The organism is Mycobacterium sp. NPDC051804 (assembly GCF_044452905.1).
Lineage (GTDB): Bacteria > Actinomycetota > Actinomycetes > Mycobacteriales > Mycobacteriaceae > Mycobacterium.
The window spans coordinates 568256-587455 of sequence record NZ_JBITCD010000005.1 but is presented as its reverse complement, the minus strand read 5'-3'; the positions used below and the strand labels follow the sequence as shown (position 1 = coordinate 587455).

Genomic DNA, 19200 nt, shown 5'->3' with positions numbered 1-19200 from the left:
GACATGTCTGAGCTCTCCGATACGCATGCGCTCGCTGTAGAACGCAGCTGCGCCGTCACGGCCGTCGCCCTCAGCGGGCAGCGCCGCGAGGGTGTGCGCCTCGTGAGCGGGCAGCGGCGGGACTTCGGTCTGAGCTCGACCCTCGATTTCATCCATGTCCCGTATCCGCCGCCGGTTCGCGACTGGACACGGCGAAGCCTGACATGCGGTGTGGCGCTCCAATGTTCACCGTCGAAGGATCGTGTGGTCGACTATCGACTGAACGAACTCTCCGCGCGGGAGCTGAGCGCGCTGACCCTCGTCGAGGCGGGCGTCGCCGTGGGCTGGATTGCGGACACCTGGCCCGGGCTGCTGGCAGAAATACAACGGCTGCTGCCCGACCTCGAGGCGGCGCCCAGCGATATGGACGCGAAGGAGATGCTCAACCGCGCGGTCGCGCTGGCGCGCACTTCGCAGAAGCTGACTGTCGACCCGCTCCTGGGCACCCTTCCCCGGGTGTACACCGATCCGCAGGGCATCGCCGACAAACTGCGTCGCACCTTCGGCCGGATGCCCTGGACCACAACGCAGAAGCGGCTGCCGCGACCGTATTCCGTCCCCGTGGGCGGTGATGGCGGCGTGCGCAATCCGAACCTGCCTCCGCCGAGCCGGCCGCAGGACAACGATCTAGACATCACGCCCGAGCACCGGCCCGGCATTCCGTACCCGGAGTGGAACGCCTGGACCGACAGCTTCATGGCCGACCATGTCGCGGTGCTCGAGCGCCCCCATGCGAGTCAGCACCGCCATCAGGCGATGCCCTCGACCGATCTGCGGAAGTGGTTCTCCGAGCACACCCACCGCGCCATGAAGAACAGGCTGGAAGACGGTTCCGATCTCGACGTCGAGCAATACGTCAACCACTACATCGATCTGACGACCGGCGAGGCCATCGAGCCACGCATCTTCCGTGATCTGCTGCCCAGCAGCCGTGACGTCACTACCGCACTGCTGCTCGACGGCAGCTCGTCGCTGGGAGTGCACGGCGGCAAGATCTTCAAGCTCGAATTAGCCTGCGCCGACGCGCTTTCACAGGCGATGACGCTCGCCCGCGAGCGTCACGGCATCTTCGTTTTCACCGGCAACACCCGCCACCGCGTCGAGGTCACCTGCCTCAAGGATTTCGAGGACCGCCGGTTCGTACCCCCAGGTGGTCTGGGCCTCGCCACGGGCGGTTACACCCGGCTCGGCGCACCACTTCGCCATCTGACCAGCCGGCTGCTCGCCCAGCCGTCCGAACGGCGACTGCTCATCGTGATCGGCGACGGCCTGATCTCCGACGAGGGCTATGAGGGCCGCTACGCCTGGGCGGACGCCGCGCATGCCGTTGAGGAAGCCAGCGATGCGGGCGTGAGCATGTACTACGTCGGCGTCGGCCCAACCCGCGTCGATCCGCTGCCCGAGGTCTTCGGACCCCGCCGCTCCCAACGTATCCGGCGAATAGAAGAGCTTCCGAGGGTTCTGGCCCATGTACATCGAGAGTTGGTGGCCGCGTGAGCGCAGCTTGCAAGCGAACAATGCGCACAGCACGGGGCATCCGAGCCTGCGAGGAGGCCGCGTGAACGAGACGTATTACTCCAACGGCAACGAAGTTCAGTTGTTCGAGCAGGCGTATCGCCAGCGTCTGCCGGTGATGCTCACCGGCCCGACCGGGTGCGGAAAGACACGACTGGTCGAGCACATGGGCCTGCTCCTGCGGCGGCCCGTCGTCACTATCAGCTGCCACGATGACCTGACGAGCTCGGATCTGGTCGGACGCTTCATGGTGACCGGCGGCGACGTCGTTTGGACGGACGGTCCGCTCACCAGAGCCGTAAAGGCCGGGGCCATCTGCTATCTGGACGAGGTCGTGGAGGCCCGCCACGATTCGTTGGCGATCCTGCATTCGCTCACCGATCATCGTCGCGCGCTCTACCTGGACCGGGCGGGCGAGGTGGTGCAGGCGCCCGAGACCTTCATGCTGGTGTGTTCCTACAACCCCGCGTACCGCAGTTCGTTGAAGGAACTGAAGCCGTCGTTCCGCCAGCGCTTCGTCACGCTGCCGATGCGCTATCTCCCGCCGGACCGTGAGGCGGAGGTGATCGTCGCCGAGGCGGGCATTGAACCGGGGTCGGCCCATCGGCTCGTGCAGTGCGCGACGGCGATCAGGACCGCGGACGAAGCATTCCACTTCGAACCCCCGTCCACCCGGGTGCTGGTCACCGCCGCGCAGTTGATTGCCGCGGGCGCAACCGAATTGGAAGCTGCCGAGGCCTGCATCCTCGCGCCGCTGTCGAGCGACGGGGCCATCTCAGAAGGACTGCGCGAAGTCGCGGCAGCCAGCCTCTTGGAAGGAGTGAACTGATATGGACCAAAAGGAACGCAAGCGCAAGAGGGCGCTGATCATCTTGCAGATCGTCATATACGGCTACCTGCTGACGATGTTCGGAATCCAGCTCTACATGTCCTTCGCCCGGGGGTGGTGGGAGTTGTGAGCCTGGATGTGCGGTCCGGCGGCACGGTAAGCCTCGAAGAGCACGACGAGGAATCACGGCTGGCACAACGCCGGGCCGACAAGTGGATGATCGTCGGTGCCGGCCTGATGGGCATGTGGGCCCCCGGGATCTTCGGACTGCCGATCTTCCTGCGGGGGGTGTGGTTGCAGCGCCAGGCGGCGCGCGCCGGTCTGTCGATGCGCCCCATGATCGTCACGCTGATCGGCTATCTCGTGCTGATCGACGGAATGCTCAACAGCCTGGGCTGGGCGCTGGATCTCGTCGCCAACCACACGCTGATCAATCGCGTGCTGATGGTCGGCTGGGGTGCGATGTTCGACGCCGGATACTTCTGGCACTACAACGAATTCTGGGTCGGGGGCGCGGCCGGACCGGGCGAGAAGTCCATGGTGTTCGGGATGATCGTCACGGTATTCGCGATGCGGTGCGCCGCGGCCATCGGGTTCCTGCAGATGAAGCGCTGGGGCCATCAGTGGATGATCGTCACCTGCTGGATGGGTGTGCTCATCTGGTGCCTCTACGTCTTCAACATGACCATGTACGCCGATGTCCGTTTCGCCGGCGTGGTCTTCCCGGTCATCGGCTGGTGGCTCTACGACATCTTCTACATCACCCCCTTCCTGGCGATCCCGTACCTGCACACGGTCAATCGCGAAATCTTCTCCGACTGAACCCATTCGAGGAGTACTGCTGTGACGACAACACCTGAGACCGAAGCAGAACAGAAGTCCGAGGATCTGCCACCGGGCACCACGCCCTACTACGCTCGGATGCACAAGTGGATCAAGCGCGCCGTCCTGGTATGCCTCGTCGCGCTCGTCATCGAGGGCGCTTTCACGCTGCCGTTCATGGCGGTCTACTACGGCTATCCGACGCTGAGTCTCACCGAGATCTGCAGCGAGCTGCTGAAGGTGCGCTACTCCGACGACACCCTGGAGTGCAAGGTGCCCTATCCGCCGTTGGGTCCGCCGGAGGGCGCTGAGGGCAAGGACACCGCGCAGGACGAGTGGGGCATTCAGCCCGTCCCGAAGTACAACCGGATCGGGTTCCGCGAATTGGTGCGCATTCACGAAGAGCGGGAGGCGCGGCAGGCCGCCCAGCAAGGGGCACCGTGACGAAATCTCTTGAGGAGCATGCCGACAACTGGGATCTTCGACACGAGGACTTCCAGGACAACGACTTCCTTTACGACGTCTACGAGGTGATGCGCCGCAACTCACCGTTTGCGCACACCGATACACCGTTCCTGAGCGCAACGCCCGGCGGCGCCTGGGTGGCCGTCCGCTACGAGGACTGCTACCGGATCCTGCAGGACTGGGAACATTTCTCGTCCAACCCGACACCCGAGGCGTCCGAGCAGCTTGCCGGCGATCTGGTGATCACGCTGGATCCGCCGCGGCAGCAGCAGTTCCGCAAGGTGCTCAACCCGTACTTCTCACCGGCACGGATGAAGGCGCTGACACCCCAGATCCGTGACGAAACCGATCGACTCATCGACGCTTTCATCGATCAGGGTCGCGGAGACCTCGCGCAGGTCGCGTGGCGACAGCCGGGCGTCGTCTTCTTCAAGTACCTGTTCGGGCTGCCGATCGACGATGTGCCGTTGTGCATCGAACTCACCGACACCGCGCTGAACGGCGCCACCGAAGAAGCCCGCATGGCAGCGTGGGGCGGGCTGTATCAGCACCTCCACGATGCGATCACAGCGCGCACCGCGCAGCCCCCGAAGGACGACATGATCGACGTCCTTCTCAATACCGAAATCGACGGTGAGAAGTTGCAGTTCGGCGACATCGTCGGCAACGCGATGTTGTTGGTACAGGCAGGCCTAGAGACCACGGCCAGCGCCATGTCATTCGCTTTCCACTATCTTGCAACGCATCCCGAGGAGCGCGACCGCCTCATCGACGACCCTGAGTTGCGACCGCGCGCTATCGAGGAGTTCCTTCGCTACTCGGGGTCGATACACGGGATTCCGCGAACGGTCACCCGCGAAGTCGAACTGAGCGGGCACACCTTCTGCCCCGGTGAATCCGTCATCGTCAACTACGCGTCCGCGAACCGCGATGCCGAGCAGTTTGCCGATCCGGACCGCTGCATCTTGGATCGCACGTCCAATCGCCACCTCGGTTTCGGCGCGGGCGTTCATCGGTGCCTCGGCTCCAACCTGGCACGTCTGGAGTTCCAGATCGGCGTCGAGCAGGTGCTGTCGCGCATGCCCGACTACCGACTCGCAGCGAACGAGGACGCAGTGTTCCACGGAAACTCCGTGACCCGGGGGTTCCGATCCATCCCAGTGACTTTCACGCCCGGTGAGAGATCGCAGTGACATACCGGGTCGTCCAGTGGACGACAGGCAACATCGGAGTGAAGTCGGTCCACGCGATCGTCGCGAACTCACAGCTCGAGTTGGTCGGGTGCTACGCCTGGTCACCGGACAAGGTCGGCCGAGACGTCGGCGACCTATGCGGCATCCACGCGCTCGGTGTAACGGCCACCGATGACGTCGACGCCTTGATTGCGCTGAAACCCGATTGCGTTGTCTACAACCAGATGTTCGCCGACGTCGACCACCTCGTCCGCATTCTCGAGGCGGGCATCAACGTGGTGACCACATCCGAGTTCATCACCGGCCACCGGCTCGGTGGCGGGCGCGACCGCATCGCCAAGGCATGTGAGGTCGGCAACTCAACGATCTTCGGCAGCGGACTCAATCCTGGCTTCATCCAACTCTTCGCGATCGTCTCGGCGGGCCTGTCGGACCGGATCGATCGCGTGTACATCGAAGAGTCGTTCGACACCACCATCTACAACTCGCCGGAGACCGAGAAAATCATGGGTTTCGGATACCCGATCGACAGTCCGGATCTGCTTGCGGTGACCGAGGAAGGATCTGGGATCTTCCGTGAAGCGGTCATGCTCGTCGCCGATGCGATTGGGGTCGAACTCGACGATATCCGTTGCGAAGCCAAGTACGCCCAGGCCACCGAAGACGTCCAACTTCCTGGCGAATGGCTCATTGCCAAGGGATGCGTCGCGGGAATCGACGTGAGCTGGAAAGGTTTCGTCGGTGACCGGGACGTCGTCGAGGTGCGGGCGGTGTGGACCAAAGGCCAATCACTGGAACCCGTTTGGGAGATGGGATTCGGCTACAACATCACGGTCGAGGGTCGACCGACGATCAAGACGACCCTCGCGTTCGAGCCGCCACCGGACTTCGTCGCGGAGACGATCGAGGAATACATCCTGCTCGGTCTGACCATCACCGCGGTGCCCGCCATCACAGCGATCCCCGCCGTCGTCGCGGCGCCGCCGGGCATCGCCACGTACAACAACCTGCCGTTACTCCTACCGCGAGGTGTCGTCAATGTCTGACAAGACCTATCGAGTCATTCAATGGATGACGGGCGACGTCGGACAGGTGGGAGTCCGGCACTTCGCTGACAATCCGGTCTTCGACCTTGTCGGCGTCCTGGTGCACAGCGCGGACAAGGTCGGCAAAGACGCGGGCGAGATCGCGGGCATCGGCCCGACGGGCGTCCTCGCGACCGACGATGTCGAATCGATCATCGCGATGGACGCCGACTGCGTGTTCTACACGCCGGTCATCATGGATGTCGACACGGTGTGCCGCCTGTTGCGGTCCGGCAAGAACGTCGTCACCACAAGCGGGTTCTTCCATCCCACTGAAACTTTCCGCGACGGGGGCGACCAGATCCGGGCGGCCTGCAGCGACGGTGGGACGTCATTTCACGCCGGCGGGATACACCCCGGGTATGCCGGCGACATCCTGCCGCTGACCCTCGCGCGGGTGGTCAGCAAGATCGAGAAGATCAGAATGCTCGAAATCGTGAACGTGCTGCATGATGCACCGCTGGACCACATCGACTGGCTGGGCTTCGGCAAGGAGAAGGACAAATTCCTCTCTGAGCCAACGATTCTGGGGATCGGCGCCGTGTTCTTCGCCCAGTCGATGTATATGCTCGCCGACGGACTCGGCGTCACGATCGACGAGGTGACGTCGGGCGTGGAGGCCGCCGTCGCCACCGAGGACGTCGCGCATGAACTCGGAGCGATTCCCAAAGGGACCGTCGCGGCACAGCGCCACACGTATGCGGCGATGGTCGACGGGGCTCCGCTGATCGTCTTCGAGGCGCTCTATACAACGTCCACGTCTGACAAGCTCGATCCGCCGTGGGACTTTGGAAAGACGCTGTACCGCATCGAGATCGAGGGCGATCCGCCGACTGCCCTGACCCTCGAGGGTGTCGAGGGACCGGATGGAAAGATGACGCATCCGGGTTACGACTGGACCGCGATGGGTGCGATCAACGCGATCCCCGACGTCTGCGACGCCGCGCCGGGCTGGCACACGCACCTCGACCTCGGCCTCATCCAACCCAGGGGCCTGGTGCGCTGATGAGCGCGCCGTCGTTGCACCACGTCGTCTTCGCGGTCGCCGCCGAACGCCACGACAAGGTCGCGCAGATGTTCACCGACCTCGGCTTCACCCTGGGGCCCGCCGAACTGGCTGAACTCGGAGTCCGGATCAGCCTGGACTGGACGCACGGCATCGAAATCATCAGTCCCCTAACGGGAGCCACCGCAGAGGTTGCCGAATCGGTGCAGCGGTTCCTCGGCGACAACGGCGACGGTATCTACACCGTCGTCCTGCAGGTGCCCGGAGCGGCGGCGGCAGAAGCCGTCTCCGAACGGTACGGAGCCGCGGTCCGCTTCCGGCAGAGACTGGAGGGCGATGGCACACATCTGGAGGAGATCGACCTGTCGATGCTCGGCCTGCCGCTGACGCTGCTGGACACGAACATTCCATGACCGTCGCCGCCGCCAAACCCAGCGTCTTCGACGCCGGCCTTCCGACGCTCACCTACGACGTCACCGATACTCCGCAGGAGATCTATCCCCAGTTTCGGGCCGCACAGCAGGCCGCGCCGATCGCGTTGGGCCCGATCGGCCCGGAGGTGCTCTCGTACGACCTGGCCCGGACCGTCCTTCGCGACCCGCGGTTCGTCGTCCCCAAGGGCATCCACCTCTCCGCCCACGGCATCACGTCAGGACCCCTGTGGGACAGGGTGACCCGCAGCATTCTGAACATGGAGGGCGACGAACACCGTCGGCTGCGCAGCCTCGTGTCGCGGGCGTTCACACCTCGGGCGACGGCGCGGATGCACGACACCATCCACACCGTCGTGAACGAGCTCATCGATCGGGTGGCCGATACGGGCGGCTGCGAGTTCGTCGCGGATATCGCACGGCCCTACCCCATTCCCGTCATCTGCGCGCTGCTCGGCGCTCCGCGGGAGGACTGGCGACAGTTCTCGCGGTGGGCCGACGACATCTTCAAAATCGTCAGCTTCGATTGCAACCTGGCCGAAGAGGAGCCCGTCGTCCTCAAGGCGTGGGGCGAGTTCGACGACTACATCGACGAGATGGTTGCGGTGCGGCGGCAGAGCTTGACCGACGATCTGCTTTCCGACCTCATTCGCATCGAGGATGCCGGTGATCGCCTGGATGCTTCGGAGTTGAGGATGCTGGCGTTCAGCATTCTGGTGGCGGGCACCGATACCACGCGCAGCCAGCTCGCCGCGTCGATGCAGGTGCTCTGCGATCACCCCGCGCAGTGGGCGCTGCTGCGAGACCAGCCGGACCTCGCGATGCGTACCGTCGAGGAGACGATGCGTCACTCACCGTCGATGTGTAGCACGGTGCGCAGCGTTGCCGAAGACGTCGCGATCGGCGACTACACCTTTCCCGCGGGCACGTTCATCCTCGTGAACACCTATGCCGCCAATCGCGATAGCGCGATCTACGACGATCCGACGCGTTTCGACATCACCCGCGACGAACCGCCACCGATTTTGACGTTCGGCGGCGGCGTGCACTACTGCCTCGGCGCGAACCTGGCGAGGCTCGAACTCGCAGAAGCCCTGAAGATCCTCGCCCACCGCATCCCCCACCCACGTCGCACCGAATCGGTGCCATGGAAACCGCTGTTAGGCCTCAGCGGACCGACCAGTCTGTCGATAGAGTTCGGCTGATGTCATACAAGATCGATCCTGACGTGCTGGGCAAAGTGGCCAAGCAGGTCGTCGGCCTGCCGGTGGAGAACGGTGAGCTGATCACCCGGGCCATCGAAGCGCTCGCCGACGAATACCCCGACCTCATCGACCCGGTGCCGGGGCGCTGGGTGGGGAGTACGGCGGGCGGCATCCTCGGCAAGGTGCGGTTCCTTTACTTCAGCCCGCGCGAGTACATCGTCATCTTCGGTACACCCACTGGAACTCAGGGCTTTTCGGGCCGATATAAGCATGTGGATGTGCACAAGTTTTTGATAGCCGGCCAAATCGACTGGTATGACGTGGAATCGGATGACCTTTCCGGCCATACGCTGTTGCCGGGAGAGCACGCGCACATGGCGCGCGGGCAGGCCCGCGGCATGACCATCCATCCCGGCTCGTGGCATATCGAGTACGGCCGCGGCGCGGTGGCCACCACCCTGCCGTTCGCCATGGTGGACACTCTGCTGGTCTCGCTGGAGTTCGAGTCGGTCCGCCGCTCGACGGTCGAGTTCACCAAGCTGGTGCGTCGCCAACTCCGCCGCTGAGAGAGCTCGAGTGGCCACTTAGCGTACGGATTCGGCCGTTTTGCGTCGTATAAGTGGCCACTCGCCGCAGAAAATCAGCCCGATTGTTCGCAGAACCTCAGCTGGTTGCCGAACGGATCGGTGATGTCGACCGTCAAACCCCATGGCTCGGTTTCCAGCCCAGGTTTCGCGAATCGGTAATCACGAGCGGTGATTTCGGCGTGGAACTCGCGGATACCCTGCATCGGCACGAACACGACGCTACCCGGTGTGCCGTCACCGTGATGTTCCGACAAATGAATGATCAACTCCGAGCGGCTGATTTGCGCATACCGCGGAAAGTCCGGCCCGAACCGGTGCTCCCAGTCCGTGACGAAGCCCAGATAGTCGAGGTAGAAGTCCTCAGCCTTGGTCTGGTCGAAAACCCGCAGCACCGGGACGGCGCGCTCGAATCGCATGCGATCAGGCCGGGGCGAACACAGATTTGAAGCGGTTCAACGACTCTCGGATATCGCCCTTCAGCGAGCCGGCGACGACCATACCGATCGGGCCGAACAACGCGGGACCCCCCAGGTGTATGTCGAACGTGACCGTCGACCCCTCCGGATCTGTGCCAGAGGGCCGTACCTTGCCGATGAGTTTGACCTTGACGCCGCCGCGCCCGTCACCGTTGAGCGTCATCGACTCCGGCGGTTTGAAGTGCACGATGGTCCACTTGATCCGATTGGGCATGCCTTTGACTTCCACGATCGACTCGATGACCGTGCCCTTCTCCAGGGTCTCGGGCAGCTTGCTCCGCCACACCCGGTGGATACTGAGCCACTCCTTGAAGCGGGACAGATCGGATGCGCACTCCCACGCCGTCTCCGGCGGTAACGGGACATCGACGGATACGGAAAGTTTGGCCATCGCCTACGAAACGGGTGGGGCCGTCGGCGGTTCCTGCTGCGGCGGAGTTCCCGGCGGCGGCTGCGGTGGCGGGGCCTGACCGGACTGCTGGGCGGGAGGCACCTGCCCGGATTGGTTGGCGTTGTCTTGAACGGCCTTCTTGGCGGCGCCCTGCACTTTGTCGACATGCTGGGCGTACTTGCCCTGAGTCTTCTTGTCGACGAGGTCCCCCGCCTTGTCAATCGCCATGTCCACCTTGTCGGAATTCTTCGCGACCAGGCTCTTCAGCTTGTCAAGGAATGCCATGCGGCCACCCTACTCCGAACGCCACAACCTGCGCCGTTCCCCCAAGACCGCTCCCTGGACCCACCAGATGACCTCGATCGCCGCGGCGCCGACGAGGCCGATGATCAGCGCTATCGTCGTGGTTTTGACGTTCGACGGGTCGAGCATGAACGCCTTTCGCGCCAGCGGAATCGAGAAGATCACCACGTACGCCAAACCCGAAATCACGACCAACGCCACGCGCCACCACTGATACGGCCGTGCCACCACCGCGAGCACCCAGACTCCGGTCACCAGCAGCGTGATGAGCGCCGCGGTCGACGCCTGCATCTGCTCCGCCTCGGTGGCAGCCCGCCCCTGATATGCCACGAGGTACGACGTGAACGTCGCGATCCCCACGACGATTCCCGACGGCAGCGCTGCCGTCATGACCCGTCGCACGAATCCCGTGTGGGCCCGTTCGTTGTTCGGCGCCAGGGACAGGATGAACGCCGGGATGCCGATGGTGAACCACGCCGCGATCGTGACGTGGATCGGCTGGAACGGAAAGAGCAGCGGGTCGGTGCCGAAGACCTTCGACGACAGTCCACCGAGACCGACGAGAATTGCCAACAGCACCGAGTACACGGTCTTGGTGAGGAACAGGTTCGACACCCGCTCGATGTTGCCGATCACCCGGCGGCCCTCACCGACGACGTACGGCAGCGTCGCGAACTTGTTGTCCAGCAACACAATCTGCGCCACCGCACGGGAGGCCGAGCTGCCCGATCCCATCGCCACGCCGATGTCGGCGTCCTTGAGAGCCAGCACGTCGTTGACACCGTCACCGGTCATCGCCACCGTGTGCCCGCGAGACTGCAGCGCGTGCACCATCGCCCGCTTCTGATCGGGTCGCACTCGGCCAAATGTGGTGTACTCCTCGAGGGTGTCGGCCAGCTGATCGGGCTCGTCGGGCAGCTGGCGCGCGTCCATCGTCTCGCCGTCGAGGCCGAGTGAGCCGGCTACCGCACCGACGGATACCGCGTTGTCACCCGAGATGACCTTGATCGAAACCTTCTGCTCCGCAAAGTAGTCGAGAGTTTCGCGGGCATCGGGCCGCACACGCTGCTCCAGGACCACCAGCGCGGCGGGCGTGACGCGTCCGGGCGCCTCCGCGTGATCGACGGGCATGTCGCAGGAGCCGAGCAGCAGCACCCGCAGCCCGTGAGCACCGATTTCCTCTGCCTGCTTGGCGATTTCGGAGCCCGGTTCGAGCAGCACGTCGGGCGCACCGATCACCCAGTTGCCGTGGTCGCCGTACGACGCTCCACTCCACTTGGTGGCGGACTTGAACGGTGCGGCGGCGGTGAGTTCCCATCCGGGCGGCATCTTGTAGGCCTCGGCAATGGCCTGCATGCTGGCGTTGGGTCGCGCATCGTCCGCCGCGAGCTGTGCCAGCACGTCCGCAACGGCACATTCATCGAGCTTCTTCAAATCCGACAGCCGCATACCGTTTTCGGTGAGTGTGCCGGTCTTGTCGGCACATACGACGTCAACACGGGCCAGGCCCTCGATCGCAGGTAGTTCGTTGACCAGGCATTGCCTGCGGCCCAGTCGGACGACACCGACGGCGAACGCGATCGACGTCATCAGCACGAGGCCCTCGGGCACCATCGGCACCAGTGCGCCGACCATCCGCAAGACTGACTCCCGCCACCCCGAGTCGGTGGTGAACAGCTGGGTGTAGATGATCAGGAGGCCCGCGGGTATCAACAGGTAGGTGATGAACTGCAGGATCTTGTTGATTCCGCTGCGCAGTTCGGAATTCACCAGCGTGAACTTGCTGGCCTCGTCGGCGAGTTTGGCCGCGTAGGCTTCCTTCCCGACCTTGGTGGCACGGTATGCGCCGCTGCCCGCGACGACGAAGCTGCCCGACATCACGTTGTCGCCGGCATCCTTGGCGATCGGGTCGGCCTCACCGGTCAGCAGGGATTCGTCGACCTCGAGGTTGGACTCCTCGACGATCTCGCCGTCGACGACGATCTGGTCGCCCGGTCCCAGCTCGATGATGTCGTCGAGCACCACCTCTGCTGGAAGCACCGCCGTCGTGCCGGATTGCCTGCGCACCAAGGGTTTCGCCTGGCCGACGATGGCCAGCTTGTCCAACGTCTGCTTGGCCCGTAACTCCTGAATGATGCCGATCGCGCTGTTGGCGATGATGAGTAGCCCGAACGCTCCGTTGATCACCGACCCGGTGGACAGCACGATGATCAGCAGCACACCCAGAATGGCGTTGATACGGGTGAACACATTGGCGCGCACGATCTCGGATACGCTGCGTGCTGCGCGGGTCGGCACATCGTTGGTCTTGCCTTCGGAGACACGTTGTGCGACTTCGGCATCGGTGAGACCTGCTGTCTGAAGTCCCGGGGCGGTGGTCACTTTGTAAATGTCCCCTTACCCGACTCGTCGAAGTACTCCAGCACCAGCTTGTCGCCGTCGAACGTTGCCTTGGAAATGGTCCCCGGGGGCGCGTTCTCGGTGACGAACTTGAACGTGAAGACGTTGCCGTCCCAATGCTCCAGCGGCACATCGAGTTTCGTGCCGAGCGCGAGCATCAGCTTTCCGTCCTTCTCGGTGACTCGTGCCGGACCCCAGTAGCCGTTGTTGTAGGTGCCGACGTACGTGGGCAACGGCGCGGCGGGAGCGGGACTTGACGGCGGCTGCTTACCGACGAGTGACCCCACCGGCTTTTCCATCTCGGCGAAGACCCCGCTGTAGAGGCCGTACCAGTCCTCGCGGACCTCACCGAATTGCACCAGATCCGCGAATTGTGCTGTCAGTGTCTCGGGTACGCCCGAAGGGGTGGCGTTGGTCAGCGCGACGATCGCCACGTCCGCCGACGGCAGAATCGCGAAGTTCGTTCCCGCACCGAGTTCGAACGCGCCGGAGTGGCTGAGTTCGGTACGGGACGCCGACGTCGTCCCGACGTTGAATCCGAATCCGTAGAAACCGGACCGCATTGCGGGCTCCGACGCAGGACTCGACACGATCTGCGGGGTGAGCGCAGGCAACAGCGCGTCGGCGTCGACGATCTGCTCGTCAGCGTGCTTGCCGTTCGCGAGCACCATTGCGAGCCAGCGGGTCATGTCGTTGACGGACGAACTCGCACCACCGGCGGGTGCCTGAGGATCCGCGTCACGCACGTAGCGCGGCTCGTACTTACCGTCGACATGGATGTGACCGATCGCGCGGTCGGCGCGCGATTCGTAATCGGCGAAGCGATAACTCGTCGATGGCATACCAAGCGGATCCAACAGCACATCGTCGGCCAGAATGTCCCACGGCTTGCCGGCACTCGCCGCGACCGCCTCGGCACCTGTGGTGTAGCCGTAGTTCGTGTAGGCGTAGGAGATCCGGAACGGATCCAGCGGTTGGTCACGCAGGCGCTCCATCACATACCGGCGGTCATGGCCGATGTCCTCGAGCATGTCGCCCGCGTGGTCAGGCAGTCCGGAGCGGTGCGACATCATGTCGCCGACGGTGACCATCTGTGTGACCACCGGGTCGGACAGCGCGAACCACGGAAGCTTGGACACGATCGGGGTGTCCCAGCCGATCGCGTCCACACCGACCTGATGGGCGACCACGGTGGCGGAGAGCGGCTTGGACAACGACGCCAGCTGGAACACCGTATCGGTGTCGACCCGGTTCTTCTCGTCATCGCCGTTTCGGACATCTTTGACACCGAAACCCTTCGCGTACACGGTTTCCCCGCGATACACGACGGCGACCGCCATGCCGGGGATCCCGGACTTACGCATCAGATCCTCGGCGATGCCGTCGAGTTTGGCCACGGCCTTGTCGACGCCGTTCTCGGGCAAGGGCATCGCGGGCACGAGTGGCGGCGGTACGTCCGCCTGGGTCGGCGTGGACGGCGGTGCCGGTTCGGCGGGCTTGTCGGCGGTACAGCCCGGCAGGACCGCGATCAATCCCACGACAGCCAGCCTGGCCAGTGCGTTCATGGGTGCACCGTATCCCGTTGAAATGGTTAGAGCAGCCACCACGGGTCGTTCGCCAACGCCGCGTCGGGCTGCACCCGCTGCCCGGGCTTCGGCACGGCGATCAGGGCGTTGTCGGATTCGGCGGCCTTGACCAATCGCTGCACCGGCTCGGACCACGGATGCGGGGCCAGCCGGAACGTCGCCCAGTGGATCGGGACCAGCAGCCCGCCATCGGTGACGTCGCGGTGCGCACGGACCGCGTCCTCGGGATTCATGTGGATGTCGGGCCAGCCGGGGTGATACGCGCCCACCGGCATCAGGGTCAGATCGAACGGTCCGTGTTCTGCGCCGATGTCGCCGAAGATCTTCGAATATCCGGTGTCCCCGCCGAAGAACGTGCGATGGCTGGGGCCGATCAGCGCCCACGACGACCACAGCGTGGTGTTGCGGGTCAGGAACCGTCCGGAGAAATGCCGCGCGGGCGTGCACACGAGCGTGAGGTCGCCGAGGCGGGCGCTCTCGTTCCAGTCGAGTTCGACGATCCGATCGGGCGGGATGTGCCAGGCCCGGAGATGGGCGCCGATGCCGAGCGGGACGAAGAACTTCGCCCGCTGGGTGCGTGCCAGCTGTTTGACGGTGTCGATGTCGAGGTGGTCGTAATGGTCGTGGCTGATGATGACCGCGTCGATGGCAGGCATCGCCTCCAGCGGGGCGGGCACGGGATGGAGCCGCCGCGGGCCGATGGTCTTCGACGGCGAGCAGCGGTCGCTCCAGACGGGATCTGCCAGCACGCGGTAGCCGTCGACCTCGATGACCGCCGACGAGTGGCCGTACCAGGTGACGGCGAGATCGCCCACCGCCACGCTCGGGTCGGGCGTGACCAACGGGACGTCCGAGGACGGCTGTTGGTTCGAACTGCCGCCGATGACCTCACGCACCAGCAGGAACTGCTCCTGGCGGGTCAATTCGACGGGGCTCGCCGACTCGATGTTGAGGAAGACGCCGTCTCTGTAGTTCGGGGACCGCTTGGCAACAGCGTCGATGTCGACCGGTGAGGCACCGAGGGCCGACGGGGTGCCCTGCAGCGCGCGCAATGCCCATCCCCCGGCCAGCAGTGAAGCCGTCCCGAAGCCGATGCGCAGCGCCGCCCCGATCATCAGGCCCCCTGGAACCTCGGCGGCCGCTTTTCGATGCGCGCCACCTGCGCCTCGATGACGTCCTGACTGGCCCAGGCGCGGTCGAACATGTCCGTGTGCTCGGGCCGAGGGTCGTCGTAGGCGCCGTCGTCGTTCAGCACGCGCTTGGCGTGCTGCAGTGCCAAGGGCGCATAGCCCGCGAGCTCTGCGGCCCAGGCCTGCGCGTCGGCCAGCGTGCCGATGCGATTCGCCATGCCGGTGTGCAACGCCGCCTCGGAGGTCAGCCGTTCGGCGCCCAGCAGCATGCCTCTGGCCCGGCCCGCACCGACCAGCGAGGTGAGCCGCCGGATGCTCCAGTTATCTAGGGCCAGGCCGTATTTGGCGACGGGGAACTGGAAGTAGGCCTCGGGGGCGACAACCCGCAGATCGCAGATCATCGCGAGGATGACGCCCGCCCCGATGGTGGGGCCGTTGATCGCGCCGATAACCGGGACAGGGGCCTGGTCGATCGCGATGTTGAGTGCTTTGGCCTTGTCGGGCAGCTCCTCGGCCACACCGGCGGCGTCGGTCAGATCCGCCCCCGAGCTGAACACGTGGCCCTGGCCGGTGAGCACGATGGCCCGGACGTCTTCGGCCGCGGCCTTCTCGACGGCTTCGCGCAGGCCGTCGACAAGTGCGCCGTTGAGCGCGTTGCGGCGGTCGGCACGCTGCATTTCCAGCGTCATGACATCGCCGTCGCGGGTCACACCAATCATGCGGCCACCCTATATACCCTCTGGGTGTGAGTCGGATCGGTGCCCTTGACCTGCGCGATGCCGTGCTGGACCCCGATTCGTTCCGCAGCTGGGACACCACGCCGCTCGATGTGGGCGGCAGCGAGGAGTATCGCGACGAGCTGGCCGCCGCGTCGGCGAAGACCGGCCTGGACGAGTCGGTGCTGACGGGTGAGGGCACCGTTTTCGGTCGGCGGGTGGCGCTGGTGGCCTGCGAGTTCGACTTCCTGGCCGGCTCCATCGGGGTGGCCGCGGCCGAACGGATCACCAATGCGGTCGCGCGCGCGACGGCCGAGCGACTGCCGCTCGTCGCGTCGCCGAGTTCGGGTGGCACCCGCATGCAGGAGGGTACGGTCGCGTTCCTGCAGATGGTCAAGATCGCCGCGGCCGTAGAACTGCACAAGCGGGCGCATCTGCCGTATCTGGTGTATCTGCGCCATCCGACGACGGGCGGGGTGTTCGCGTCGTGGGGGTCCCTTGGTCATGTGACCGCCGCCGAACCGGGTGCGCTCATCGGATTCCTCGGCCCGCGGGTGTACGAACACCTCTACGGCGAGCCCTTCCCCTCGGGCGTGCAGACCGCCGAGAACCTCGAGCGCCACGGCGTCATCGACGGTGTCGTCCCGCTGGACGCGGTGCGTTCGGTGCTCGACCGCACGCTGAAGGTTCTCGCCGACCCGCCCGACCCTCCACCGCCGCCGCCGGAAGCGGTGACAATACCCGACGTCCCCGCGTGGGATTCGGTGGTGGCCTCGCGCCGGCCGGACCGACCCGGCGTGGGTTATTTGTTGCAGCACGGCACATCCGAGCGGGTGCTGCTGTCGGGCACCGGGCGCGGCGAGGACGCGACCACACTGCTGGCGCTGGCCAGATTCGGCGGACAACCGGCCGTGGTGCTCGGCCAGCAGCGTGTGCTCGGCGGCATGGTCGGCCCGGCGGCGCTGCGCGAGGCGCGCCGCGGCATGGCGCTGGCCGCGGGACTGAAGCTGCCGCTGGTGCTCGTCATCGACACGGCCGGGCCGGCCCTCACCGTCGAGGCCGAACAGGACGGCCTGGCCGGTGAAATCGCCAGGTGCCTGGCTGATCTCGTCACGCTGGACACGCCGACGGTGTCAGTGCTGCTCGGCCAGGGCAGCGGCGGACCGGCGCTGGCGATGGTGCCCGCTGACCGCGTACTGGCCGCACTGCACGGCTGGCTGGCCCCGCTGCCACCGGAGGGTGCGAGCGCCATCGTGTTTCGCGACACCGAGCACGCCCCGGAACTTGCTGCGGCACAAGGTGTTCGGTCGGCTGACCTGCTGCACAGCGGTATCGTCGACGCGATCGTGCCCGAGTCTCCCGATGCGGCCGACGAGCCGCTGGCCTTCACGCGACGACTGTCTGACACCATCGCCAACGAACTGCACGCGTTGCGCTCGACGCCGGACGCCGAGCGACTCAACGCCCGGCTCGCGCGCTACCGCCAGATCGGACTCTGAGCGAACTTTCGCGAAATGTACGTGAGGGCTGTGCGCGCCAGCGAAACAACGACCCTGGTGTAGATCTCGCGAGACGCGTGGCCGCCCAATGATGGCATTCTGGGAGGGGTGGAAGCCTTCCTGCATTTCGCCGGAAACTTCTGGTGGCTGATCTTCCCGCTCAGTGGGGTCATCGGCGGTGGATTGAAGGCCGTACAGGCGGCCAATGAACGTCGCGCGCAACGACGGCTCGAGCGCTACCGGATCAAACAGCAGACCAAGGTCGCACTCGCGGAGGCGTCGGGCCGGGCCCGCACCAACGAGGCCGCCAACCGCCGGGAGATGACGAAAGTGCTGGCCCGCCATGACAACACCGATGCCCGCTGGCTCGAATACGAGATCGACGTGGCCAAGCTGCTGGACTTCCCACTGATGACCGATATGCGCGACCCGTTGACCATCGCGTTCCACAAGGCCCGCAGCCGCGCGGACCTGCTGCGTCCGGATGGCGTCGACGACATGCTCGACGATCGCGATGCCCAACTGGAGTACCGCGACGCGGTCCACGAATACGTTGCCGCGTTCGACGTGGCCGAGGCGGAGGCCACCCGCAGACGTCGTAGCGACTTCTCCGCCGAGGCGCAGGAACGTCTCGAAAGCGCACATCATCTGCTGCGCCTCGCCTCGGACGGCGGCGCCACGAACGAGGAGCGCAAGGCCGCGTACGCGCGCGCCCAGAAAGAGCTCGACGGGCTGATCGTGTTGCCCGCCATCACCCGCGCCAGCATCGAACGCAAGATCGCAGGCGAGATCGAAGCCTAGGCACCCAGATCTGATATCAGGGCGTCGAGAGCACCCGCCTGCTCGGCGAAGTCGTGTTCAGACGGCGCGTCGCCGAGACGCTTGGCGAGATCGTCGCGTGAGATCACTTCCAACGCACCTCGGTACTGGTCGGACGCGAGTTGGCCGGCTCCGATCACGTCGATACGTCCTTCGACCAAGACGAGGATGGCGTCTTTCTCAGTGGCTCCCAACAGCCGGCGCAAATCGTCGGGTGTGATCACGAGCGGCTCCCTTCTCCGCAGACATGGTTAGCCATACCCCGCCAGCGCCCAAAGCAACGCGGCGCACGTGACGAGGTCCAGCGGCAGTCGCAACAGGCTGCGGCGGGTCCATGCCACCGCAGCCGCCTCGTCGACACCGGCTGGGTCCGCTTTCTCGAATTGCACCGCCTTCGGCACGAAGTCGACGAACGACCACACCCGCATCACGGCATGGCTGACCAGCGCCACCAGCAGCGCGAGACGGACGTCGGCGTCGCCCCAGGAGGCGATCAGCGCGACGACCAACAGCACCTCGAACAGGGTGTGCGCGGGAATCCAGAATCGGCGCCGCGAGATGCCGCCGTTGTGCGCCTGGATGATGCCGGGGCGCTTGGGCCAGGCGGGATCGACGACGACGGTTTCATAGAGGCCGCCGCCGAGAAGAACGCAGGCGACGAGGGTACTGGTGGCGATCAGGACGAGCGTCGGAGTCCACATCA

General features: G+C 65.2%; 22 protein-coding genes. 13 read left to right on the top strand and 9 right to left on the bottom strand.

Features of this window, described 5'->3' with window-relative positions; genetic code table 11:
* Positions 1 to 3 precede the first annotated feature (3 nt).
* From ACIA48_RS22630 to ACIA48_RS22580, 11 genes are all read left to right on the top strand, one after another.
* Positions 4 to 1536 (top strand): nitric oxide reductase activation protein NorD, encoded by a 1533-nt coding sequence (locus ACIA48_RS22630; RefSeq protein WP_396736615.1) that lies wholly within the window; start codon positions 4 to 6, stop codon positions 1534 to 1536.
* Positions 1537 to 1597: 61 nt separating this feature from the next.
* Positions 1598 to 2383, top strand: coding sequence for a CbbQ/NirQ/NorQ/GpvN family protein (locus ACIA48_RS22625; RefSeq protein WP_396736612.1), 786 nt, complete (start codon positions 1598 to 1600; stop codon positions 2381 to 2383).
* 1 nt (position 2384) lies between these two features.
* Positions 2385 to 2513 (top strand): hypothetical protein, encoded by a 129-nt coding sequence (locus ACIA48_RS22620; protein ID WP_286201645.1) that lies wholly within the window; start codon positions 2385 to 2387, stop codon positions 2511 to 2513.
* On the top strand, positions 2510 to 3205 hold the full coding sequence (locus ACIA48_RS22615; protein WP_396736609.1) for a hypothetical protein: 696 nt from the start codon (positions 2510 to 2512) through the stop codon (positions 3203 to 3205). Before ACIA48_RS22620 ends, ACIA48_RS22615 begins: the two co-directional genes overlap by 4 nt.
* 21 nt (positions 3206 to 3226) lie before the next feature.
* Positions 3227 to 3649, top strand: coding sequence for a hypothetical protein (locus ACIA48_RS22610; RefSeq protein ID WP_396736606.1), 423 nt, complete (start codon positions 3227 to 3229; stop codon positions 3647 to 3649).
* Positions 3646 to 4863 carry a cytochrome P450 gene (locus ACIA48_RS22605; RefSeq protein WP_396736603.1) on the top strand — a complete coding sequence of 406 codons (1218 nt, stop codon included), beginning with the start codon at positions 3646 to 3648 and terminating at the stop codon, positions 4861 to 4863. Before ACIA48_RS22610 ends, ACIA48_RS22605 begins: the two co-directional genes overlap by 4 nt.
* Positions 4860 to 5909, top strand: coding sequence for a dihydrodipicolinate reductase (locus ACIA48_RS22600; RefSeq protein WP_396736600.1), 1050 nt, complete (start codon positions 4860 to 4862; stop codon positions 5907 to 5909). The genes ACIA48_RS22605 and ACIA48_RS22600 overlap by 4 nt, the downstream gene beginning before the upstream one ends.
* On the top strand, positions 5902 to 6954 hold the full coding sequence (locus ACIA48_RS22595; protein ID WP_396736597.1) for a dihydrodipicolinate reductase: 1053 nt from the start codon (positions 5902 to 5904) through the stop codon (positions 6952 to 6954). Before ACIA48_RS22600 ends, ACIA48_RS22595 begins: the two co-directional genes overlap by 8 nt.
* A complete protein-coding gene (locus ACIA48_RS22590) occupies positions 6954 to 7367 on the top strand; it encodes a hypothetical protein (protein ID WP_396736594.1) in 414 nt (137 codons plus the stop codon). The genes ACIA48_RS22595 and ACIA48_RS22590 overlap by 1 nt, the downstream gene beginning before the upstream one ends.
* On the top strand, positions 7364 to 8590 hold the full coding sequence (locus ACIA48_RS22585; protein ID WP_396736592.1) for a cytochrome P450: 1227 nt from the start codon (positions 7364 to 7366) through the stop codon (positions 8588 to 8590). The genes ACIA48_RS22590 and ACIA48_RS22585 overlap by 4 nt, the downstream gene beginning before the upstream one ends.
* Complete coding sequence (locus tag ACIA48_RS22580) at positions 8590 to 9156, top strand: isomerase (RefSeq protein WP_396736589.1); 567 nt, start codon at positions 8590 to 8592, stop codon at positions 9154 to 9156. Before ACIA48_RS22585 ends, ACIA48_RS22580 begins: the two co-directional genes overlap by 1 nt.
* A 74-nt stretch (positions 9157 to 9230) precedes the next feature.
* On the opposite strand, the gene ACIA48_RS22575 is transcribed toward ACIA48_RS22580, so the two are convergent.
* Genes ACIA48_RS22575 through ACIA48_RS22545 form a run of 7 tightly spaced genes read right to left on the bottom strand, consistent with a single transcriptional unit; the run spans position 9231 to position 16182 of the window.
* Positions 9231 to 9593, bottom strand: a complete 363-nt coding sequence (locus ACIA48_RS22575; protein ID WP_396736586.1) for a glyoxalase superfamily protein — start codon at positions 9591 to 9593, stop codon at positions 9231 to 9233.
* Positions 9594 to 9597: 4 nt separating this feature from the next.
* Complete coding sequence (locus ACIA48_RS22570) at positions 9598 to 10044, bottom strand: SRPBCC family protein (protein WP_396736583.1); 447 nt, start codon at positions 10042 to 10044, stop codon at positions 9598 to 9600.
* Between the two features lie 3 nt (positions 10045 to 10047).
* Positions 10048 to 10329, bottom strand: coding sequence for an antitoxin (locus tag ACIA48_RS22565; RefSeq protein ID WP_396736581.1), 282 nt, complete (start codon positions 10327 to 10329; stop codon positions 10048 to 10050).
* Positions 10330 to 10338: 9 nt separating this feature from the next.
* Positions 10339 to 12729, bottom strand: coding sequence for a cation-translocating P-type ATPase (locus ACIA48_RS22560; RefSeq protein WP_396736579.1), 2391 nt, complete (start codon positions 12727 to 12729; stop codon positions 10339 to 10341).
* Positions 12726 to 14312, bottom strand: a complete 1587-nt coding sequence (locus tag ACIA48_RS22555) for a serine hydrolase (RefSeq protein ID WP_396736576.1) — start codon at positions 14310 to 14312, stop codon at positions 12726 to 12728. Before ACIA48_RS22555 ends, ACIA48_RS22560 begins: the two co-directional genes overlap by 4 nt.
* 26 nt (positions 14313 to 14338) lie before the next feature.
* Complete coding sequence (locus ACIA48_RS22550) at positions 14339 to 15448, bottom strand: MBL fold metallo-hydrolase (protein ID WP_396736574.1); 1110 nt, start codon at positions 15446 to 15448, stop codon at positions 14339 to 14341.
* Positions 15448 to 16182: an enoyl-CoA hydratase gene (locus tag ACIA48_RS22545; RefSeq protein WP_396736572.1), complete on the bottom strand. Its 735-nt coding sequence runs from the start codon at positions 16180 to 16182 to the stop codon at positions 15448 to 15450. Before ACIA48_RS22545 ends, ACIA48_RS22550 begins: the two co-directional genes overlap by 1 nt.
* 26 nt (positions 16183 to 16208) lie before the next feature.
* On the opposite strand from ACIA48_RS22545, the gene ACIA48_RS22540 reads away from it, so the two are divergent.
* The gene (locus tag ACIA48_RS22540; RefSeq protein ID WP_396736569.1) at positions 16209 to 17678 is read left to right on the top strand and encodes a carboxyl transferase domain-containing protein; all 1470 of its coding nucleotides are present in this window, start codon (positions 16209 to 16211) and stop codon (positions 17676 to 17678) included.
* A 108-nt stretch (positions 17679 to 17786) separates the two neighbouring features.
* Entirely contained in the window at positions 17787 to 18479 is a 693-nt protein-coding gene (locus ACIA48_RS22535) for a hypothetical protein (RefSeq protein ID WP_396736567.1), read from the top strand.
* Here ACIA48_RS22535 and ACIA48_RS22530 read toward each other — a convergent pair.
* Positions 18476 to 18721 carry a hypothetical protein gene (locus tag ACIA48_RS22530; protein WP_396736564.1) on the bottom strand — a complete coding sequence of 82 codons (246 nt, stop codon included), beginning with the start codon at positions 18719 to 18721 and terminating at the stop codon, positions 18476 to 18478. The two genes, ACIA48_RS22535 and ACIA48_RS22530, sit on opposite strands and share 4 nt — an antisense overlap.
* 27 nt (positions 18722 to 18748) lie before the next feature.
* On the bottom strand, positions 18749 to 19198 hold the full coding sequence (locus tag ACIA48_RS22525) for a hypothetical protein (protein ID WP_396736561.1): 450 nt from the start codon (positions 19196 to 19198) through the stop codon (positions 18749 to 18751).
* Between the last annotated feature and the right edge of the window lie 2 nt (positions 19199 to 19200).